This window comes from Mesorhizobium sp. B2-1-3 (assembly GCF_006442495.1).
In the GTDB taxonomy this organism is placed as follows: Bacteria; Pseudomonadota; Alphaproteobacteria; order Rhizobiales; family Rhizobiaceae; genus Mesorhizobium.
The window spans coordinates 131,801-148,382 of the sequence record NZ_VFWL01000007.1 but is presented as its reverse complement, the minus strand read 5'-3'; the positions used below and the strand labels follow the sequence as shown (position 1 = coordinate 148,382).

The window sequence follows — 16,582 nt, the reverse complement described above, 5'->3', positions numbered from 1 at the left end:
AAAGACGGCTTTTATGAAACCATCTTCGCGAGCCGGCCGAATCCTAGTAGCCGCCCATGCCGCCACCGCTGCCCGCAGGCGCGGCATCCTTGGCCGGAATGTCCGAGATCATCGCTTCGGCGGTGATCAAAAGCGCGGCGATCGAGCCGGCATCTTGCAACGCGGTGCGCACCACTTTCGCCGGATCGACGATGCCCGCCTTGATCATGTCGACATACGCCTCGTTCTGGGCATCGAAACCCTGGTTGTGGTCCTTGCTGTCGGAGAGCTTGCCGACGACAACAGAGCCTTCAACGCCCGAATTCTCGGCGATCTGGCGGAGCGGCGCTTCGAGTGCCCTGAGCACGATCGAGATGCCGGCGGTGACATCGGCGTTGGCGCCGCCCAGGCCGGCAAGCGCCGTCCTGGCACGCAGCAGAGCCACGCCGCCGCCTGGCACGATGCCTTCCTCGACCGCCGCGCGCGTGGCGTTCAGCGCGTCGTCGATGCGGTCCTTCTTTTCCTTGACTTCCGACTCTGTGGCGCCGCCGACGCGGATGACGGCCACCCCGCCGGAGAGCTTGGCCAGCCGCTCCTGCAGCTTCTCCTTGTCATAGTCGGAGGTGGTTTCCTCGATCTGGCCCTTGATCTGGGCGACACGCGCCTGAATGGTCGCCTTGGTGCCGGCGCCGTCGATGATCGTGGTGGTGTCCTTTTCGATCAGCACGCGCTTGGCGCGGCCGAGCATCTCGATGGTGACGTTCTCCAGCTTGATGCCGAGATCCTCGGAGATCATCTGGCCGGATGTGAGCACCGCGATGTCTTCCAGCATCGCCTTGCGGCGGTCGCCGAAGCCCGGCGCCTTGACGGCCGCGACCTTGAGGCCGCCGCGCAGCTTGTTGACGACCAGCGTCGCCAGAGCCTCGCCTTCGACGTCCTCGGAGATGATCAGCAGCGGCCTGCCGCTCTGCACCACCGCTTCGAGGATCGGCAGCATTGCCTGCAGATTGCCGAGCTTCTTCTCGTGGATGAGAATATAGGGCTCTTCCAGCTCCGCGCGCATCTTGTCGGCATTGGTGACGAAATAGGGCGAGAGATAGCCGCGGTCGAACTGCATGCCTTCGACGACGTCGAGTTCGGTGTTCGCGGTCTTGGCTTCCTCGACGGTGATGACGCCGTCATTTCCGACCTTGTCCATCGCCTTGGCGATCATCTCGCCGACGCTGGCATCGCCATTGGCGGCGATTGTGCCGACCTGCGCGATCTCGGCCGACGATTTGACCTTCTTGGCCTTCGCCTTGATTTCCACGACGACGGCCGCGACGGCCTGGTCGATGCCGCGCTTGAGGTCCATCGGGTTCATGCCGGCGGCAACCAGCTTGGCGCCTTCGCGCAGGATCGAGGCGGCCAGCACCGTGGCAGTGGTGGTGCCGTCGCCGGCGAGGTCGTTGGTCTTCGAGGCCACTTCGCGCACCATCTGCGCGCCCATGTTCTCGAACTTGTCGGCAAGCTCGATTTCCTTGGCGACGGTGACGCCGTCCTTGGTGATGCGCGGCGCCCCATAGGCCTTGTCGATGATGACGTTGCGGCCCTTGGGGCCGAGCGTGACCTTGACCGCATTGGTGAGGATCTCGACGCCGCGCAGCATACGGTCGCGCGCATCGGTGGAGAATTTGATTTCCTTGGCAGACATGATTTTATCCAGTTCGCATTTGGAGTGGAGCCGTCACCGCGCAGAGGCGCGGCGCTTCAGTCAGGCGGCCTTCTTGGCTTCGACGCTCTTTTCGATAACGCCCATGATGTCGGCTTCCTTCATGATCAGAAGATCCTCGCCGTCGATCTTGACCTCCGTGCCCGACCATTTGCCGAACAGGATCAAGTCGCCGGCCTTGACGTCGAGCGGAACAAGTGCGCCGTTTTCGTCGCGGGCGCCGGGACCAACCGCGATCACTTCGCCTTCCTGCGGCTTTTCCTTGGCATTGTCGGGAATGATGATGCCGCCCTTGGATTTGATATCGCCTTCGGCGCGCCGGATGACGACGCGGTCGTGGAGTGGCCGAAATTTCATGAGAACTTCTTTCTGGGGCCGGCATAGGCGGCCGCCCCCTTCTATAGGCTCTTTGGCACTCGATAGATAGGAGTGCCAAAATTTATTCCGAGCGGATATTGAATAATCATAGTATTATTTCGGCGCCCGGTTTCATCGGGTCGGAAAACGACCAAATATTTCAAAAATTTGAATTTTCCCGGCAGAGTGCCTATTTATCGGACAAGTTCATTTTCACGATTTCAGACGCAAGGGAGATTTCCTCGATGGCCGACGGCAACCAGACGATCATGGAAAAAGCTGAAGCGCGCTTTGTCGACAAGCAGAAGAAGACGGCGGAGCGCAACAAGGCAACAGCCGAATATATGTCCGAAGCGAGGGCCAGGGAGATCAAGACGGCAAGGCTGAGGCAATTGCGGCTGGCCAAGGAAGAAGCCGACCGCGTGGCCGAGGCCCTGAACCCGACGCCGAAGAAGAAACGCGCGGTGAAGAAAACGACGGAGGCAAAATCATGAGCCTGACCTTCCCCAACCGCAGCCGCAGCTACGACGAGGCCGGCAAGCGCATCCGGTTCGTCGGCTATGACGGCATGTTCCAGATTTCCTTCTCGGTCGCCGCCGATGCCATGACGAGGATGCAGCCGGCGACGGCAGCCAATGAAGCCGGCTATCTCGCCACCTTCGACACCGAGAGCAGTGTTATCCGCGACGTAGCGTCAAAGGCCTATGACCGCACGCGCAAGAGCATGTATGTGCTGACGGCCGACGACTTCCGCTGAGACGACAGGCGAACGGCGCTGGATCAGGATTTACGCTCCGCCTTCTCCCGGCGCTTGACGTCCCGGACATTCATCTGATCGACCATGGCGTTGGCGTCGCGCGGGCTCATGCCGACCATCGCCCTTTGCCTGACGACGACGGGCTGGCCGGTGAAGACGTCGATGATGGCCCAGCTTTGGGGCAAGTCCATGCGCAGTGCGTAGCGGTTGGCCATTTGCCTCAGCCCTGCAACATGAAGAAGACCATGCCCAGGACCGATATCGTCCAGGCGACGACCGACAGCTTCAGCACCATGCCGCCATGGGCGGCCAGGGCCTCCCGCAGCCGTGGGGCGATACCTGCCGACGGGACCGGTTCCACCGCGACGACACGGGGTCCCTTGGCGCCAAGTTTTCCAAAGACGGGCAACAGCGACGGTTCACGCACGAAAATGGCCTCGAATGTCGGGGAAAGTCGGAGCGGGCAAGCTCTCGCCCTTCCATAGCACTCTTTTGGCGAGTGCCCTGCATGCCAAATGCAAATAGGCTGCTTTAACGCCGGCCGCATGCCACGTGACCCCGATCGTCAGATGCTGAAAGCGCGCAAGGCGGCTGGGTAGCAGTCTTCTTGCCGGCGCGTCAGCGTCACGACGAAGACGAGGACCTGTCCGGCCCAGGCCGCAAATGCAAGCTGGCAAGACCCATCGCCCTTGATGATCCGACGCAGGCTCTACGTCATATGATTTTTGGAGGCCTCGCCTCGGGATCGAACCGAGGCTTCAGAGATTTGCCGTCTCCAGCGTAGCCGCTCCGCCACGAGGCCATGACTAGCGAACTAACCGATAATATTTGCGCAAGCGTTAAGACCGAAGAGTCGTTTGTAGACATGTCGCCGATTGCCGCTTTGGTTGGCTCGCGCCATGGCAGCACTGACGACTGCCGATTAGGCGCCTGATATGAACTCGCCGAGCCCGTGAGCCCGCCCTCCGGCGGCCGCTTCGCACCACGGAGGACCAGCCACTTTTCCTCTTGAACAGCCTCTGGATCTGGCTTAGTTTGGGTTTGAGAAAAGGTTTTTCCAAACGTTTCCAAGCGGGCTCGGCCATTGGCCGGGTCTCATTCCGGCCTGTAAGAGAAAACCTTTTCCCAATCGGGATTTTCGCCGCAATGGCATTGGACGATCAGCCAGCCTTTCCCAAGCCCGTCACCTTGCGTGACGTGGCGGCCGAGGCTGGCGTCAGCGTCGCCACCGCCTCGAAGGCGCTCAACGATCAGGGCCGCATGACCGCCGAGACCCGCGAGCGCATTCGCGAGACCGCGCAGCGCCTCGGCTTTCGGCCCAACAGCCTGGCGCAGAGCCTGCTGCGGCGACGCTCCTTCACCGTCGGCCTGCTCACCAACGATACCTATGGCCGCTTCTCGCTGCCGCTGATGTCGGGCATTTCCGACGCGCTGGTCGACGCCGGCGTCTCGGTGTTCCTGTGCAATGTCGAGGAGGATCCGCGTCTCGGCCAGCTCCATGTCGAGGCCATGCTCGACAAGCGCGTCGACGGCATCATCGCCACCGGCAAGCGCATCGACCGTCATCTGCCGGTCGACCTGTCCAATCTGCGCATTCCGGTGATCTATGCCTTCACCCAGCCCGATCCCGACGCCGTCGCCTTCGTCTCCGACGACGCTGGCGGCGCGCGGCTGGCAGTGGAGCATTTCTGTCGGCTCGGCCGCAGGCGCATCGCCCATGTCTCGGGACCGGCGAGCTTTGCCGTGGTGCACGCCAGGGCGCAGGCCTATCGCGATGTTCTGACCGAGAACGGCCTGTCGGTCACCGAGCCGCTGCTCGGCTCGTGGTCGGAGGCCTGGGGACACGAAGCCGTGGCGAGGCTGTTCGACGGCGCGGCCGACGACGCAAGCGAAAGACCGGACGCCGTCTTCTGCGGCAACGACCAGATCGCGCGCGGCGTCATCGATGCCTTGCGCGAACGCGGTCTCGACGTGCCCGGCGATGTCGGCGTCATCGGTTTCGACAATTGGGAGATCGTGGCCGAAGCGACGCGCCCGCCGCTGACCTCGGTCGACATGAACCTGGCTGCGCTCGGCCGCGAAGCGGGGCTGACCTTGCTTTCCCTGGTCGGCGGCAAGCCCGCCGCGCCAGGCATCCGGAAACTGCCGTGCCGGCTGGTGGTGCGTCAGTCCTGCGGCCGCCTGCCGGACGGCTGAAGAACCAAACGCCGCAATCGGCGGCAAGCCGCGCATCGCGGCCAAAACGTGGAGGAGGAGAACATGAGGACTTTGATTGCCAAGCTGGCCTTGACGGCCGCCGTACTCGGCGGCGGGCTGCAATTTGCCGCCGCCGAGACCGCCAACATCTGGGTGCGCGCCGACGGCTCGAACTTCATGCCGCGCATCGTCGATGCCTACAACAAGGGCCACACCAACCAGATCAAGCTCGACATCATCCCCAACGCCGAGATCATTCCGAAATACGGTGCTGCCGCCGCCGGCGGCACGGCGCCCGACGCGCTGTCGCTCGACCTGATCTACACGCCCTCCTTTGCTGCCGCCGGTCAGTTGGAGGACATCACCGACTGGGCCAAGTCGCTCCCCTATTTCGCCAGCCTGTCGCCGGCTCATGTGAAGACCGGCACGTACAAGGACCGCATCTACGGCCTGCCCTTCTCCGCCGACGCCTCGGTGCTGATCTGGAACAAGAAGCTGTTCAAGCAGGCCGGCCTCGACCCCGAAAAGGGCCCGGCCAATTGGGCCGAGATCGAAGCCGACGCCGAAAAAGTCAACGCGCTCGGCGGCAACATCAAGGGCTTCTACTTCTCCGGCAATTGCGGCGGCTGCAACATCTTCACCTTCACGCCGCTGGTCTGGGCCTCGGGCGGCGACATCCTCTCGCAGGACGGCTCCAAGGCGACGCTGGACAGCCCGCAGCTGCGCGGCGCCATCGATCTCTATCGTTCGATGGTCAAGAAGGGCCTGGTGCCGGAAGGCGCCCAGACCGACACCGGCGCCAATTTCTTCGCCGCCTTCGCCGGCGGCAACATCGGCATCTCGCCGTCGGGTGCCTTCGCTATCGGCGCGCTCAACACCCAGTATCCCGATATCGACTACGGCATCACCTTCCTGCCGGGCAAGGATGGCGGCTGGTCGTCCTTTGCCGGCGGCGATAATTTCGTCGTCACCAAGGGCACCAAGAAGATCGATGTGGTGAAGGAGTTCCTCGACTTCGCCTATTCGCTGGAAGGCCAGACGATCCTGGCCAAATATGGCAGCCTGCCGGTGCGCGGCGACATCGCCAAGGACGCGCTGAAGGACCTCGACCCGCGCTACCAGGTCGCAGCCGAGGCCATGGCCAAGGGCAAGACGCCCTATTCGGTGGTGTTCAACGACCTGATCAACTCCGCCAACGGCCCGTGGACGCAGATGGTCAACGAGGTGTTCTTCGGCGACGACGTCGACGGCGCCATCGCCAATGCGCAGGAGACCATGCAGTCGATCATAGACCAGGCGCCGCAGAAATAGGCGCCTGCCGGCCGCCCGCCTGTCTCCCTGAGCGGGTGGCCGGATACTGTTTGGTTCAGATACAGGGCTATCGCGTTGAGAAGACTCACTAGCATCGACAGCTTGGGACCTAGCGCACTTCGCCTCCCCTTCTCCCCTTGTGGGGTGAGAAGCGGTCCGCGCAGCGGAAGAAAAGCCAACTGCTTGGCTTTTCGAGCTTCGAACGCCCTGAGCCTGCGAAGGGCCGGGTGGTGGCCGATCCACTCTGCCGGGTCCCCGCTGCTTCGCAGCGTCCCGGTGTTCGCCGGCCTTTCATCGTGCCACTGGCACGATGAATTCGCCTCCGGCGAACCGGCCGCTCACCCCACAAGGGGAGAAGGAAAAGCGGGCCAGCCATGACCACCATCACAGCAACCACCGCCCCGCCCCGCCCCCGAAAACTCGTCGGTGCCGGTCGCCGGCAATGGATCGGTCTCATCTACGTCGCGCCGGCCGTGGCGCTGGTCATGGTGTTCTTCGTCATCCCGCTCGGCATGACGGCGTGGATGTCGCTGCACAACTGGCCCCTGATGGGCGGGCACTCCTTCATCGGCCTCGACAATTACGTCGCGATCCTGCGCGACACCAGGTTCTGGAATGCGCTGAAATTCACCGGCTATTACACGGTGATCGTCACCATCGCGATCTTCGCCGTCGCCTTTCCGCTGGCCATCTTCATCGAACGGCCGCGCCCGCTGACCAATCTCTACCGCACCGCCTTCTTCATGCCGGCGGTGGTCGGTTTCGCCTCGGCGAGCCTGCTCTGGTCATGGCTGCTCAACGTCGATTCCGGCCTGTTCAGCCCGGCCGCCTACAACCTCGGCCTGATCGACAGGAAATTCAATCTTCTGGCCACCTTCCAGCCGGCCTTCTGGTCGATCATCGCGATGGTGGTGTGGAAGGTCGCCGGCTTCACCATGATCATCCTGATGACCGGCCTGCAATCGATCCCGCAGGATTTGCAGGAAGCGGCCGTCATCGACGGCGCCGGCCCGTTCGCAAGATTCCGGGCCATTACCTTGCCGCTGATGCGCCGCACCCTGGCGCTGGCCCTGATCCTGTCGGTGGCCGGCTCGGTCCTCGCCTTCGACCAGTTCTACATCATCCTGCGCGGCGGCCCGCGCAACCAGACGCTGACGGCGGTGTACTGGATTTTCAACCAGTCCTTCGTGTCGTTCAAGCTCGGCTATGGCGCGGCGCTCTCCATGGTGCTGCTGGTGATCCTGGTGGCGCTCAGCCTCGTGCAGCTCTGGCTGCTGAGGAATCCCGAGGGCCTCGACTGATGGCGCAGGCAATGTCCGCTCAAGGCAAGCTCGCCGCCAGCGTCGTCAGGCACTCCACCGGCATCGTCGCCTCGGTGCTGTTCGTGGCGCCGATCGTGTGGGCCGCGCTGTCGGCCTTCAAGCCGGCGCAGGAGGCGCGCCAGCCGCCGCTGCCGCCCTGGCCGACGACAGGCTTCTCGCTGGAGAACTACGCCACGCTCAACACGTTCGGCGACGGGCTCTGGGTCTCGGCGCAGAACAGCATCTACGTCTCTGTCATGACGGTGCTGGTCTCCGTCGTTGTCTCCGTGCTCGCCGGCTACGGTTTCTCGCGCTTCCGATTTCCTCTCAAGGACCTGTTCTTCGTCCTCATCCTGTCGACGATCATGATTCCATTCCAGTCGATCCTGACGCCGATCTTCCTGGTGCTCACCAAGCTTGGCCTGCACAACACGCTGACCGGGCTGGTCGGCGTCTATGTGACGCTGCAATTGCCGTTCTCGATCTTCATGATGCGCAACGCCTTCGACGCGGTGCCGCGCGAGATCGAGGAGGCCGCGCGCATGGACGGCGCCGGAAACCCCACCATGCTGTTGAAGGTGATGCTGCCGCTGGTCTGGCCGGGCGTCGTCACCATCGCGCTGTTCGCCTTTCTCGGCGCCTGGAACGAGTTCCTCGCCGCTTTGGTGCTGATGACCGACCAGTCCAAGTTCACGCTGCCGGTGATGATGACCGCACTCCAGTCCGGCCGCTTCGGCGCCATCGACTGGGGCGCGGTGCAGGCGGGCGTCACCGTGATGATGGTGCCGTGCCTGATCCTGTTCCTGGCTTTGCAGCGCTTCTACATCCGCGGCCTGATGGCCGGGGCCGTCAAGTGATCGATCGAATGGAGTAAGTTCATGACCGCATCGTCTTCCGCCAGGCCTGCCAGCGCCTCCAGGCCCAAACTCGCCTTCCGGCCGCTACCGGTGCCCCAGGTCGACGTGCACGGCTTCTGGGGCGACCGTGCCGACGCCGTCGCCGCGCGCACCGCCGATATCCTCTACGACCGCTGCGTCGAGGCGGGCATGCTGGAGCAGATCGATCCGGACCGGCCCTCGCCCGGCGTCGTCATCCCGTTCCATTCCCCTTCGCCCGACGAGGCGGCCTCCCCCGGCTTCACCGGCTCGACGGTGACGACGCAGATGTTCTGGGACTCCGACTGGGGCAAGACGATCGAGACGGCGGCCTATTCGCTCTACCGCGCCAAGAACCCGGAGCTGGAGAAGAAGATCGACGCCGTCATCGACCTCTACGAAAAGCTGCAGCAGCCGGACGGCTATCTCTCGAGCTGGTACCAGCGCATCCAGCCCGGCCTGCGCTGGACCAATCTGCGCGATTGCCACGAGCTCTATTGCGCCGGCCACCTGATCGAGGGCGCCGTCGCCTATTACCAGGCGACCGGCAAGCGCAAGCTGCTCGACGTCATGTGCCGCTATGCCGACCATATCGCCTCGGTGCTCGGGCCCGAGCCGGGCAAGAAGAAAGGCTATTGCGGCCATGAGGAGATCGAGCTGGCGCTAGTGAAGCTCGCGCGGGTGACTGGCGAGAACAGATACATGGAGCTGGCGAAATACTTCATCGACCAGCGCGGCCAGCAACCGCATTATTTCGACGAGGAGGCGCGCGCCCGCGGCACCGATCCCAAGGCCTATCATTTCAAGACCTATGAATACAGCCAGTCGCACATTCCGGTGCGCGAGCAGGACAAGGTCGTCGGTCATGCGGTCAGGGCGATGTATCTCTATTCCGGCATGGCCGACATCGCCACCGAATATGGCGACGACAGCTTGCGGGTGGCGCTCGACCGGCTGTGGGACGATCTCACCAGCAAGAACCTCTACATCACCGGCGGGCTCGGGCCGTCGGCGCACAATGAGGGCTTTACCAGCGATTTCGACCTGCCCAATGAGAGCGCCTACGCCGAGACCTGTGCCGCCGTCGGCCTGGTGTTCTGGGCCAGCCGCATGCTCGGCATGGGGCCGAACGCCCGCTACGCCGATATCATGGAGCGGGCGCTCTACAACGGCTCGATCTCGGGCCTGTCGCTCGACGGCTCGCTGTTCTTCTACGAAAACCCGCTGGAAAGCCGGGGCCGGCACAACAGATGGAAATGGCACCGCTGCCCGTGCTGCCCGCCCAATATCGGGCGCATGGTGGCCTCCATCGGCAGCTATTTCTACAGCCTGGCGGACGACGCGCTTGCCGTCCATCTCTATGGCGATTCCACCGCTCGTTTCGACATAGCGGGCGTGCCGGTGGCACTGACGCAGGCGAGCCGCTACCCCTGGGACGGCGCGGTCGCCATCACCATCGAGCCGCAGGCGCCGGTCGCGTTCACCCTGCATCTGCGCGTGCCGGCATGGAGCGCCGGCGCGGCGCTCAAGGTCAATGGCGAGACGGTGAAGCTCGAGGACGTCACCAGCGATGGCTACGCGGCGATCCGGCGCACATGGAAGAAGGGCGATAGCGTCCGCCTCGATCTCGAAATGCCGATCGAACGGCTCTACGCCAACCCGCAGGTGCGCCAGGACGCCGGCCGCGTCGCGCTGTCGCGCGGCCCGCTGATCTACTGCGTCGAGGCGACCGACAATGACGGCAGCCTGCACCGCATCGCATTGCCGCGCACCGCAAGCATCGAGGCGCATGACGAGCCGGACCTGCTGGGCGGCGTGGTGGCGCTTTCGACCACAGCGCTGGCCGACACCGATGAGGGCTGGCAAAACGGGCTTTACCGCACCGACCCGCCCGCTGCCAGACAGACGCGGCTGACCGCCATCCCCTATTTCGCCTGGGACAACCGCGAGCCCGGCGAGATGCTGGTGTGGCTGAGGGACGGATGAGGCCAGAAGGGCGCGAAGGAGCGCGACAGGTTTCGTTCTGCCCGCCGCGTCTTCGGTGCCAGTCACACGGAGCCTATCGCCGGGCCTTTGACTTGTTCAGAGCGGCGGCGGCGTGGATAAGCGCCTTGAACGCTTCCTCGTCGACCTCCTCGCCCTCTTGGAAATCGATGGCGCGCCTGGTGTTTCCTTCCAGGCTGGAGTTGAACAGGCGCGACGGATCGGGCAGCGCCGCACCCTTGGCGAAGGTCAGCTTGACGACGTTCTTGTAGGTCTCGCCGGTGCAGATCATTCCGGCATGCTCCCACACCGGGACCCCGCGCCATTTCCACTCCTCCACGATCTCGGGGTCGGCCTGCCGGATCAGGCCGCGCAGCCGGCTCAGCATCTCGCCCCGCCAGTCGCCGAGTTCCTCGATCCTGCCGTCTATGAGCTGCGAAGGAGACCTGCCTTCTGGCGACCCGCTCTTCGTCATGTCCGTTCTCCTTCAGGCTTGAGGGCGGTCACCGCCCCGTCCGCCCGATCATAGGCGCTCTGTCGCGGGCGGCAAATCCGGGCCCGGCGTACAAATCTCACATTCGTTCGCCGGGCAATCGGCTCGCCTGTTTCACCCACTCGGTGAACTGGGCCTCGTCGAACTGGTCGTCCTCATGAATGTCAAGGTAACGCGTGTCCTTGCTTTTGGACTGGCCAGGCGGCACAGGGTCCAGCGACATGCCGCGGAAGAAGGCTACCTTTATGTATTTCGTGAAGCAATGAAAGCTGAGGAACCAGCCCTCGCCTTCCACGCCATAGAAGGGCGAGTTCCATTTGACGGCCTTGCGCACATCAGGCACGGCACGCTCGATGAGCGCGTCGAGGCGGCCGCCGACCTCGCTCTTCCAGTCCGGCATGGCTGCGATATAGGCCTGCACGGGGGCGTTGCCTTCGCCCTTGGCGATCTGCGGGTTGCCGCCAGAAAGCAGGACCGGACCGGCGGTTGCTGCCTGGCGGCGCCTTTAGCTGATTGCCCCTGCCTCTTCGCCATCCATCCCGTCCTTACTGGCTCGCGCGCTGCCGCCCGTTAAGCCGCTTGGCGGCGTATGGCAGCACGAACATGTAGAGGCCGCTGAACAGCAGCAGGAAAAGCGGCAGCAGCGGCGAATATACCACCCAGGCAGGCGGCTGCCCCAAGCCCATGGCGACGAAGTTGGCGAGGACGGTCCCCGTGAAGATGATCGATAGCCAGCGATGCGTTTGCCGGACCCATTTGTTCCAATCCATGCTATCTCCTCTTGAAAAATGAACGAAACGCCGCTTACCAGCGCGCCAGCTGCGTGATCTGGATGAGGTTACCGCAGCTATCGTTGAGCTGCGCTATGGTCGAGCCGGTCACTTCGGTCGGCGCCATGGCGAAGGCCGCGCCCCGCGCCTTGATGCGCTCGTGATCGGCCTTGATGTCGTCGGTGAAGAGCATCAGCGCCGGCTGGCCCTGTTTGAACAAGGCCTGCTGGTAGGCCTTGGCCGCCGGGTTGTCGTTCAGCGCAAGCTGCAGCTCGGTTCCCTCAGGCTCGTCCGGCGAGGCCACTGTCAGCCAGCGAAACGGACCGTTGCTGAAATCGGCCTTCTTGGTGAAGCCCAGCACGTCGGTGTAGAAGGCAAGTGCCTTCTCCTGGTCGTCCACATAGACGCGGGTCAATTTGATCTTCATCGCATGTCCTCCATAGGTTTTGTTGCGGCGGCCGCCTTCGAACAGGCTTGCCATGAACCCCGGCTGGCGGATTTCAGTCCGTCCGTGCCAGGAGCTCTTCCAGCTTCTCCAGGAATTTCGGCCATCCCATCTTGGCGCCGCCGTAGGCCCGCCTCTGCTCGGGCCGGAAACCGGACTGCTCCATGCGCAGATGGGTCCCGGCGGGCGTCGGGGTGAGCGTGAAGGTCACCACGCTCCTGAGATCGAAGGCCGGGTCTTGGTGTGCGAGGTTCCAGGTGTAGGACAGCGTCTTGTGCGGCTCGACGGCAAGCACCTCGCAATCCAGCACGCCGCCCCAGGCGGTGCTGAGGTTGAAGCGATGGCCCACGACCGGATTTAAATCGTTCTTCATCAGCCACTCCTCAATCAGATGCGGTTGCGTCAGTGCGCGCCAGAGTTTTTCCGGCGGATGCGAAATCTGCCGCTCGACGACGACAGTGCGGGTCTCGGCGACACTGTCGTTCACTGGTCCATCCTTTTGAGCAGATCCTCGAGATCGTCGAACCGGCTTTCCCAGAACCCGGCCATCTCACGCGTCCAGTCCATCAGCGGCGCCAGTGCGCCGAGTTGCGCGCTGTAATGCGTCTGGCGGCCTTCATGGCGGTCGCGCACCAGCCCGGCCTGCTTCAGCACGCCCAGATGCTTCGACACGGCCGGCTGCGAGACCCCCGACTGGATCGTCAGCGCTCCCACCGTCTGCTCTCCCTGGCGGCACAGCCGTTCGAAGATGGCGCGCCGCGTCGGGTCGGCGAGCGTCCTGAAGAGCGCATCATGAGCATTCGGCATTTAATCGATAACCCGTTGGCTATTGATTAACGTATAACTGTCGGGATATGTATTCGTCAAGCGGAAGATTTGGAGGGGCGGGAAAGCGTCCGGAAACTTTCGGGTCGCGCTGCGCTGGGAACGCCGATCGCTAAACCGTGGCGTGGACGCGGTTGATCTCCTCGGCCACCAGCGCCTGCAACTGCCAAAGGTTGCGATCGCGAATGCCGCAGGCGTCGAGGTGGCGGATGGTCTCGAACAGATATTGCGCGCCCGAGCCCCAATGGCCGGCGGCCCGGGCCAGCGTCGCCGCGATCGCCCGTTTGTCCAGCCTGCCGACATAGCGCGCATTGGCGGGATCGACGACGAAGCCGAGCGCGCGGCACATGCCGCCCTCGGTCCTGACCCGCAGCCAGCGCGGCACGTTGACGGCGGGCAGGATGGTCATCTCGCGGCGCAGCAGCGCCTCGAGATTGTCGGCAACCGGCTCCGCGATCTCGAACACCATGCCCTGGCATTGGCCACCACGGTCGAGCGCCATCATCAGGCCGGGCTGCTCGATCGTGCCGCGAAACCGCTGCACGGTGAAGCAGAAAGAGCGGTGCCAGCCGGTCGCCACCGCGCGCTCGCCGCCCCTCACCTCGCCCGCCGGCTTCCACAGCAGCGAGCCATAGGCGAACAGTTTCAGCGGCCCGGCCGGCGCATCGGCCAGGATTTCGTCGCTGAAACGCGCATAGTCGGCGTCGGTCATGTAGACCATGCCCGGCGTCGGCCCGGCATCCTCGACCGCGCGCAAGGTGCGGGCGACCAGCGCCTCCGTCAGCGCCATCGCCGCCTTGCGCGGCGATGCGGTGGAAATCGGCTTGTTCATGTTCGTCATGTTGCCCAAGGCAAAGGGATTCTCAAGAGCCAGAGCCACTCGGACCCGGACTCAGAAGCTGAGCGGACCTGCCCAAGCGTTTGAAAAGCCTCGGCGCACCACCGTCGCGATAGAATTGGCCGAAAGTCCGCCTGGGTTGGCGCGAGCCGCCGTCGGCGGAACGAGATCGCGTTCGAGGCGTTCCATAGGGTTGGGAGGGAACTATGAACGATGCGCCGGCAACGCCCGTCGGCAGGACACTTACGCCTGGCGAAATGGTCACCGTGATGTCGCATTTCCATCGCGCCGAGATTGCCCGCATGGCGGGATGGCGCGACCGTATCGACAGGACCAGCAATTGGGCGATCACCGTCGTGGCCGCGATGCTGTCGGTGTCGCTGTCGACGGCCAGTGCCCATCACGGCGTGCTGCTGTTCGCCATGCTGCTGGTGCTGCTGTTGCTGTGGATCGAGGCACGGCGTTACCGCTTCTTTGACGTCTACCGCGCCCGCGTGCGCCAGTTCGAGCGCCACTATTTCGCGCAGATATTCTCGCCGCAGCCGGACTTCGCCTCGGACTGGCTGCTGATCGTCGGCGAAAGCCTGCGCACGCCGAAATTTCTGGTCTCGCAGCGGGTGGCGCTGGCGCGCCGTTTGCGCCGCAACTACATCCATATGATGCTGATCCTGCTGCTCGCCTGGATCCTCAAACTATCGACGCCGAGCCTGCTCGATCGGGCCGCGCCGGTGGGTTTCGTCGGCACATTGCGCGAGGCCGTCAGCGCCGCCGCCCTGGGTCCCGTGCCCGGCCTGGTCATCGTCACGCTGGTCGCCATCCTCTTTGCCGGCCTGCTGGCCGTCGCCTCACTGACGCCCGACGACAACGGCGAACTCTCCTTCGGAGACGTGCATGTCTAGTCCGCGATGGACAAAAACGCTTTGCGAACAACCGGGTGAGGCGCCATCCTGAATCAAACCGCGAATGAGCGCCTGCGTGCCGGCTTGGAAAATAGCCGCATGGATGCCATCTAGAGGGACAGATCCGGTCCTCGGGCGGCCGGCCACGGAGCATCGAAACAAGTGACGCAGCGAAGCGGCAGCGCCGACCTGCCGCTGCATGGCGGACGGGTCCCGAAATGGCTGGGCGACCGCATGACGCGGCTCGGCGCGGTGCTGTGCCAGGCGATCGTCCACCATTATGGCCGCGACGAGCTGCTGCGCCGGCTGGCGCATCCCTTCTGGTTCCAGTCCTTCGGTGCGGTGATGGGCATGGACTGGCATTCGTCCGGAATCACCACCAGCGTCATCGGCGCGCTGAAGCGCGGGCTGACGCCGCTGTCGGGCGAGCTCGGCATCCATGTCTGCGGCGGACGCGGCGCTCATTCGCGCAAGACGCCGCATGAGCTGGAGATGATCGGCGAACGCGTGGGCTTCGACGGCGCGGCCCTTGCCACGGCCAGCCGCCTGGTCGCCAAGGTCGACAGCGCCGCCGTGCAGGACGGTTTCGACCTCTATCTGCACGGCTTCATCGTCACCGACGACAGCCGCTGGGTGGTCGTCCAGCAAGGCATGAACGGCGACAGAAGGCAGGCGCGCCGTTACCACTGGTTGTCGGAAGGGTTGAAGAGTTTCGTCGACCAGCCGCACGCGGCCATCGAGGGCGAGCGGCAGGGCGAGATCGTCAACCTCACCGACCATCGCGCCGAGGCCTCGCGCAGCGGCCAGCTCGATCTTCTGCGCCAGCTCGGTCCCGACCGGATCGTGCACGAATTCGCCGCCATCGAGCCTGCGGCGACTGAAGCAAAGCGCGACAGTGCACAACCAATGCTGCCCAATCTGGTCATGCCGGCGCACCATGACGTGCGCGAAAGCGACATCGTCATGCGCCGGCTCCACGGCAACATCTCGGCCGCCATCGAGAGCGGTCCGACGGACTTTCCCGAATTGCTGCTGGTGCCGGGCGTCGGCGCCCGCACGGTGCGGGCGCTGGCGATGGTGGCGGAGGTGGTGCATGGCGCGCCCTGCCGCTTTTCCGACCCGGCGCGCTTCTCGCTGGCGCATGGCGGCAAGGACCGGCATCCCTTTCCGGTGCCGCTGAAGGTCTATGACGAAACCATCGCCGTCATGAAGTCGGCGGTCGCCAAGGCCAAGCTCGGCCGCGAGGAGGAGCTTGCCGCCTTGCAGCGGCTCGACGGCCAGGCGCGGCGACTGGAGCGCTACGTCACCGGCCCGAGCCTGAAGGAGATCGTCGCCGGCGAGTTCGACCAGTCGCATCTGCTCGGCGGCCGCAGCGTCTTCGGCCCGGAGCCGCTGCCTGAGGATGCTTTGCCGGAGGGCGCCAAGAAGTAGGGCTAGATCGCCGATCGCGGCCGCTACGCCGACAATTGGCGAAGCAATCCGCGGGCGGCGTCCAGCCGGTATGGGCCTTTCTCCCCGCCACTATACGGGGAGAAATGTCCGGCAGGACAATGAGGGGCGGCGCCAAGCTTTCGGCAAATAGCATCTGGATCCTGTATTTCTCCCATGTCGGCGCTGCCCTCATCCGTCTGCCGGCACCTCCTCCCCGTATAGCGACGGGGAGAAGAGCGCTGTCTCCTATGTCGGCACTTACCCCAACAGATCGGCCGGAACAGATTGGCCCGACCTGCCGCAACCTTGCGCGGCATTGCACGTTTATGCGCAGCGGACTTGATCCGCGTTGAGGGGTTGGATGATTAGGCACTGGCCGCAAACGAGATTTCTTCCTGCCATTCTCATCCC

At 64.2% G+C, this 16,582-nt stretch carries 20 protein-coding genes; 9 read left to right on the top strand and 11 right to left on the bottom strand.

Features of this window, described 5'->3' with window-relative positions; translation table 11 throughout:
* Positions 1–43: 43 nt before the first annotated feature.
* A complete protein-coding gene (gene groL, locus FJ973_RS14250; protein ID WP_140556328.1) occupies positions 44–1,672 on the bottom strand; it encodes a chaperonin GroEL in 1,629 nt (542 codons plus the stop codon).
* Positions 1,673–1,732: 60 nt separating this feature from the next.
* Entirely contained in the window at positions 1,733–2,047 is a 315-nt protein-coding gene (locus FJ973_RS14245) for a co-chaperone GroES (RefSeq protein WP_140516246.1), read from the bottom strand.
* A gap of 245 nt (positions 2,048–2,292) precedes the next feature.
* On the opposite strand from FJ973_RS14245, the gene FJ973_RS14240 reads away from it, so the two are divergent.
* Entirely contained in the window at positions 2,293–2,541 is a 249-nt protein-coding gene (locus FJ973_RS14240) for a hypothetical protein (RefSeq protein WP_140499188.1), read from the top strand.
* Positions 2,538–2,804, top strand: coding sequence for a DUF1488 domain-containing protein (locus tag FJ973_RS14235; RefSeq protein ID WP_140499190.1), 267 nt, complete (start codon positions 2,538–2,540; stop codon positions 2,802–2,804). Before FJ973_RS14240 ends, FJ973_RS14235 begins: the two co-directional genes overlap by 4 nt.
* Before the next feature lie 23 nt (positions 2,805–2,827).
* Here FJ973_RS14235 and FJ973_RS14230 read toward each other — a convergent pair whose 3' ends face one another.
* Both FJ973_RS14230 and FJ973_RS14225 read right to left on the bottom strand, forming a co-directional pair.
* The gene (locus FJ973_RS14230; protein WP_140521391.1) at positions 2,828–3,019 is read right to left on the bottom strand and encodes a hypothetical protein; all 192 of its coding nucleotides are present in this window, start codon (positions 3,017–3,019) and stop codon (positions 2,828–2,830) included.
* A 5-nt stretch (positions 3,020–3,024) separates the two neighbouring features.
* Positions 3,025–3,231 (bottom strand): hypothetical protein, encoded by a 207-nt coding sequence (locus tag FJ973_RS14225; RefSeq protein WP_140499194.1) that lies wholly within the window; start codon positions 3,229–3,231, stop codon positions 3,025–3,027.
* A gap of 719 nt (positions 3,232–3,950) precedes the next feature.
* Between FJ973_RS14225 and FJ973_RS14220 the strand changes: the two genes are divergently transcribed.
* The 5 genes from FJ973_RS14220 (at position 3,951) to FJ973_RS14200 (ending at position 10,473) form a co-directional block, all read left to right on the top strand.
* Positions 3,951–5,000 (top strand): LacI family DNA-binding transcriptional regulator, encoded by a 1,050-nt coding sequence (locus FJ973_RS14220; protein WP_140556327.1) that lies wholly within the window; start codon positions 3,951–3,953, stop codon positions 4,998–5,000.
* A gap of 63 nt (positions 5,001–5,063) precedes the next feature.
* Entirely contained in the window at positions 5,064–6,311 is a 1,248-nt protein-coding gene (locus tag FJ973_RS14215) for a sugar ABC transporter substrate-binding protein (protein ID WP_140556325.1), read from the top strand.
* A gap of 374 nt (positions 6,312–6,685) precedes the next feature.
* Positions 6,686–7,612: a sugar ABC transporter permease gene (locus tag FJ973_RS14210; protein WP_140556323.1), complete on the top strand. Its 927-nt coding sequence runs from the start codon at positions 6,686–6,688 to the stop codon at positions 7,610–7,612.
* Positions 7,612–8,469: a carbohydrate ABC transporter permease gene (locus FJ973_RS14205; RefSeq protein WP_140556322.1), complete on the top strand. Its 858-nt coding sequence runs from the start codon at positions 7,612–7,614 to the stop codon at positions 8,467–8,469. The genes FJ973_RS14210 and FJ973_RS14205 overlap by 1 nt, the downstream gene beginning before the upstream one ends.
* Before the next feature lie 21 nt (positions 8,470–8,490).
* Positions 8,491–10,473 (top strand): glycoside hydrolase family 127 protein, encoded by a 1,983-nt coding sequence (locus tag FJ973_RS14200; RefSeq protein ID WP_140516260.1) that lies wholly within the window; start codon positions 8,491–8,493, stop codon positions 10,471–10,473.
* Positions 10,474–10,546: 73 nt separating this feature from the next.
* Here the strand turns inward: FJ973_RS14200 and FJ973_RS14195 are convergent, their stop codons facing one another.
* The 7 genes from FJ973_RS14195 to FJ973_RS14165 all read right to left on the bottom strand — a co-directional run bounded on the left by FJ973_RS14195 (position 10,547) and on the right by FJ973_RS14165 (position 13,835).
* Positions 10,547–10,945: a DUF1801 domain-containing protein gene (locus FJ973_RS14195; RefSeq protein ID WP_140516262.1), complete on the bottom strand. Its 399-nt coding sequence runs from the start codon at positions 10,943–10,945 to the stop codon at positions 10,547–10,549.
* A 97-nt stretch (positions 10,946–11,042) separates the two neighbouring features.
* Positions 11,043–11,435, bottom strand: coding sequence for a DUF1801 domain-containing protein (locus tag FJ973_RS14190; protein ID WP_140556320.1), 393 nt, complete (start codon positions 11,433–11,435; stop codon positions 11,043–11,045).
* A 73-nt stretch (positions 11,436–11,508) separates the two neighbouring features.
* Complete coding sequence (locus tag FJ973_RS14185) at positions 11,509–11,733, bottom strand: hypothetical protein (protein ID WP_140499210.1); 225 nt, start codon at positions 11,731–11,733, stop codon at positions 11,509–11,511.
* A 34-nt stretch (positions 11,734–11,767) separates the two neighbouring features.
* Positions 11,768–12,160: a VOC family protein gene (locus FJ973_RS14180; RefSeq protein ID WP_140516267.1), complete on the bottom strand. Its 393-nt coding sequence runs from the start codon at positions 12,158–12,160 to the stop codon at positions 11,768–11,770.
* Between the two features lie 73 nt (positions 12,161–12,233).
* Positions 12,234–12,665: an SRPBCC domain-containing protein gene (locus tag FJ973_RS14175; RefSeq protein WP_140556318.1), complete on the bottom strand. Its 432-nt coding sequence runs from the start codon at positions 12,663–12,665 to the stop codon at positions 12,234–12,236.
* Entirely contained in the window at positions 12,662–12,985 is a 324-nt protein-coding gene (locus tag FJ973_RS14170) for a metalloregulator ArsR/SmtB family transcription factor (protein WP_140556317.1), read from the bottom strand. Before FJ973_RS14170 ends, FJ973_RS14175 begins: the two co-directional genes overlap by 4 nt.
* A gap of 130 nt (positions 12,986–13,115) precedes the next feature.
* Positions 13,116–13,835, bottom strand: a complete 720-nt coding sequence (locus tag FJ973_RS14165) for a gamma-glutamylcyclotransferase (protein ID WP_140556315.1) — start codon at positions 13,833–13,835, stop codon at positions 13,116–13,118.
* 212 nt (positions 13,836–14,047) lie between these two features.
* On the opposite strand from FJ973_RS14165, the gene FJ973_RS14160 reads away from it, so the two are divergent.
* Positions 14,048–14,740, top strand: a complete 693-nt coding sequence (locus tag FJ973_RS14160; RefSeq protein ID WP_140556314.1) for a DUF2270 domain-containing protein — start codon at positions 14,048–14,050, stop codon at positions 14,738–14,740.
* A 162-nt stretch (positions 14,741–14,902) separates the two neighbouring features.
* Positions 14,903–16,171: a DUF763 domain-containing protein gene (locus FJ973_RS14155; RefSeq protein ID WP_140556312.1), complete on the top strand. Its 1,269-nt coding sequence runs from the start codon at positions 14,903–14,905 to the stop codon at positions 16,169–16,171.
* The last annotated feature ends 411 nt before the right edge of the window (positions 16,172–16,582 follow it).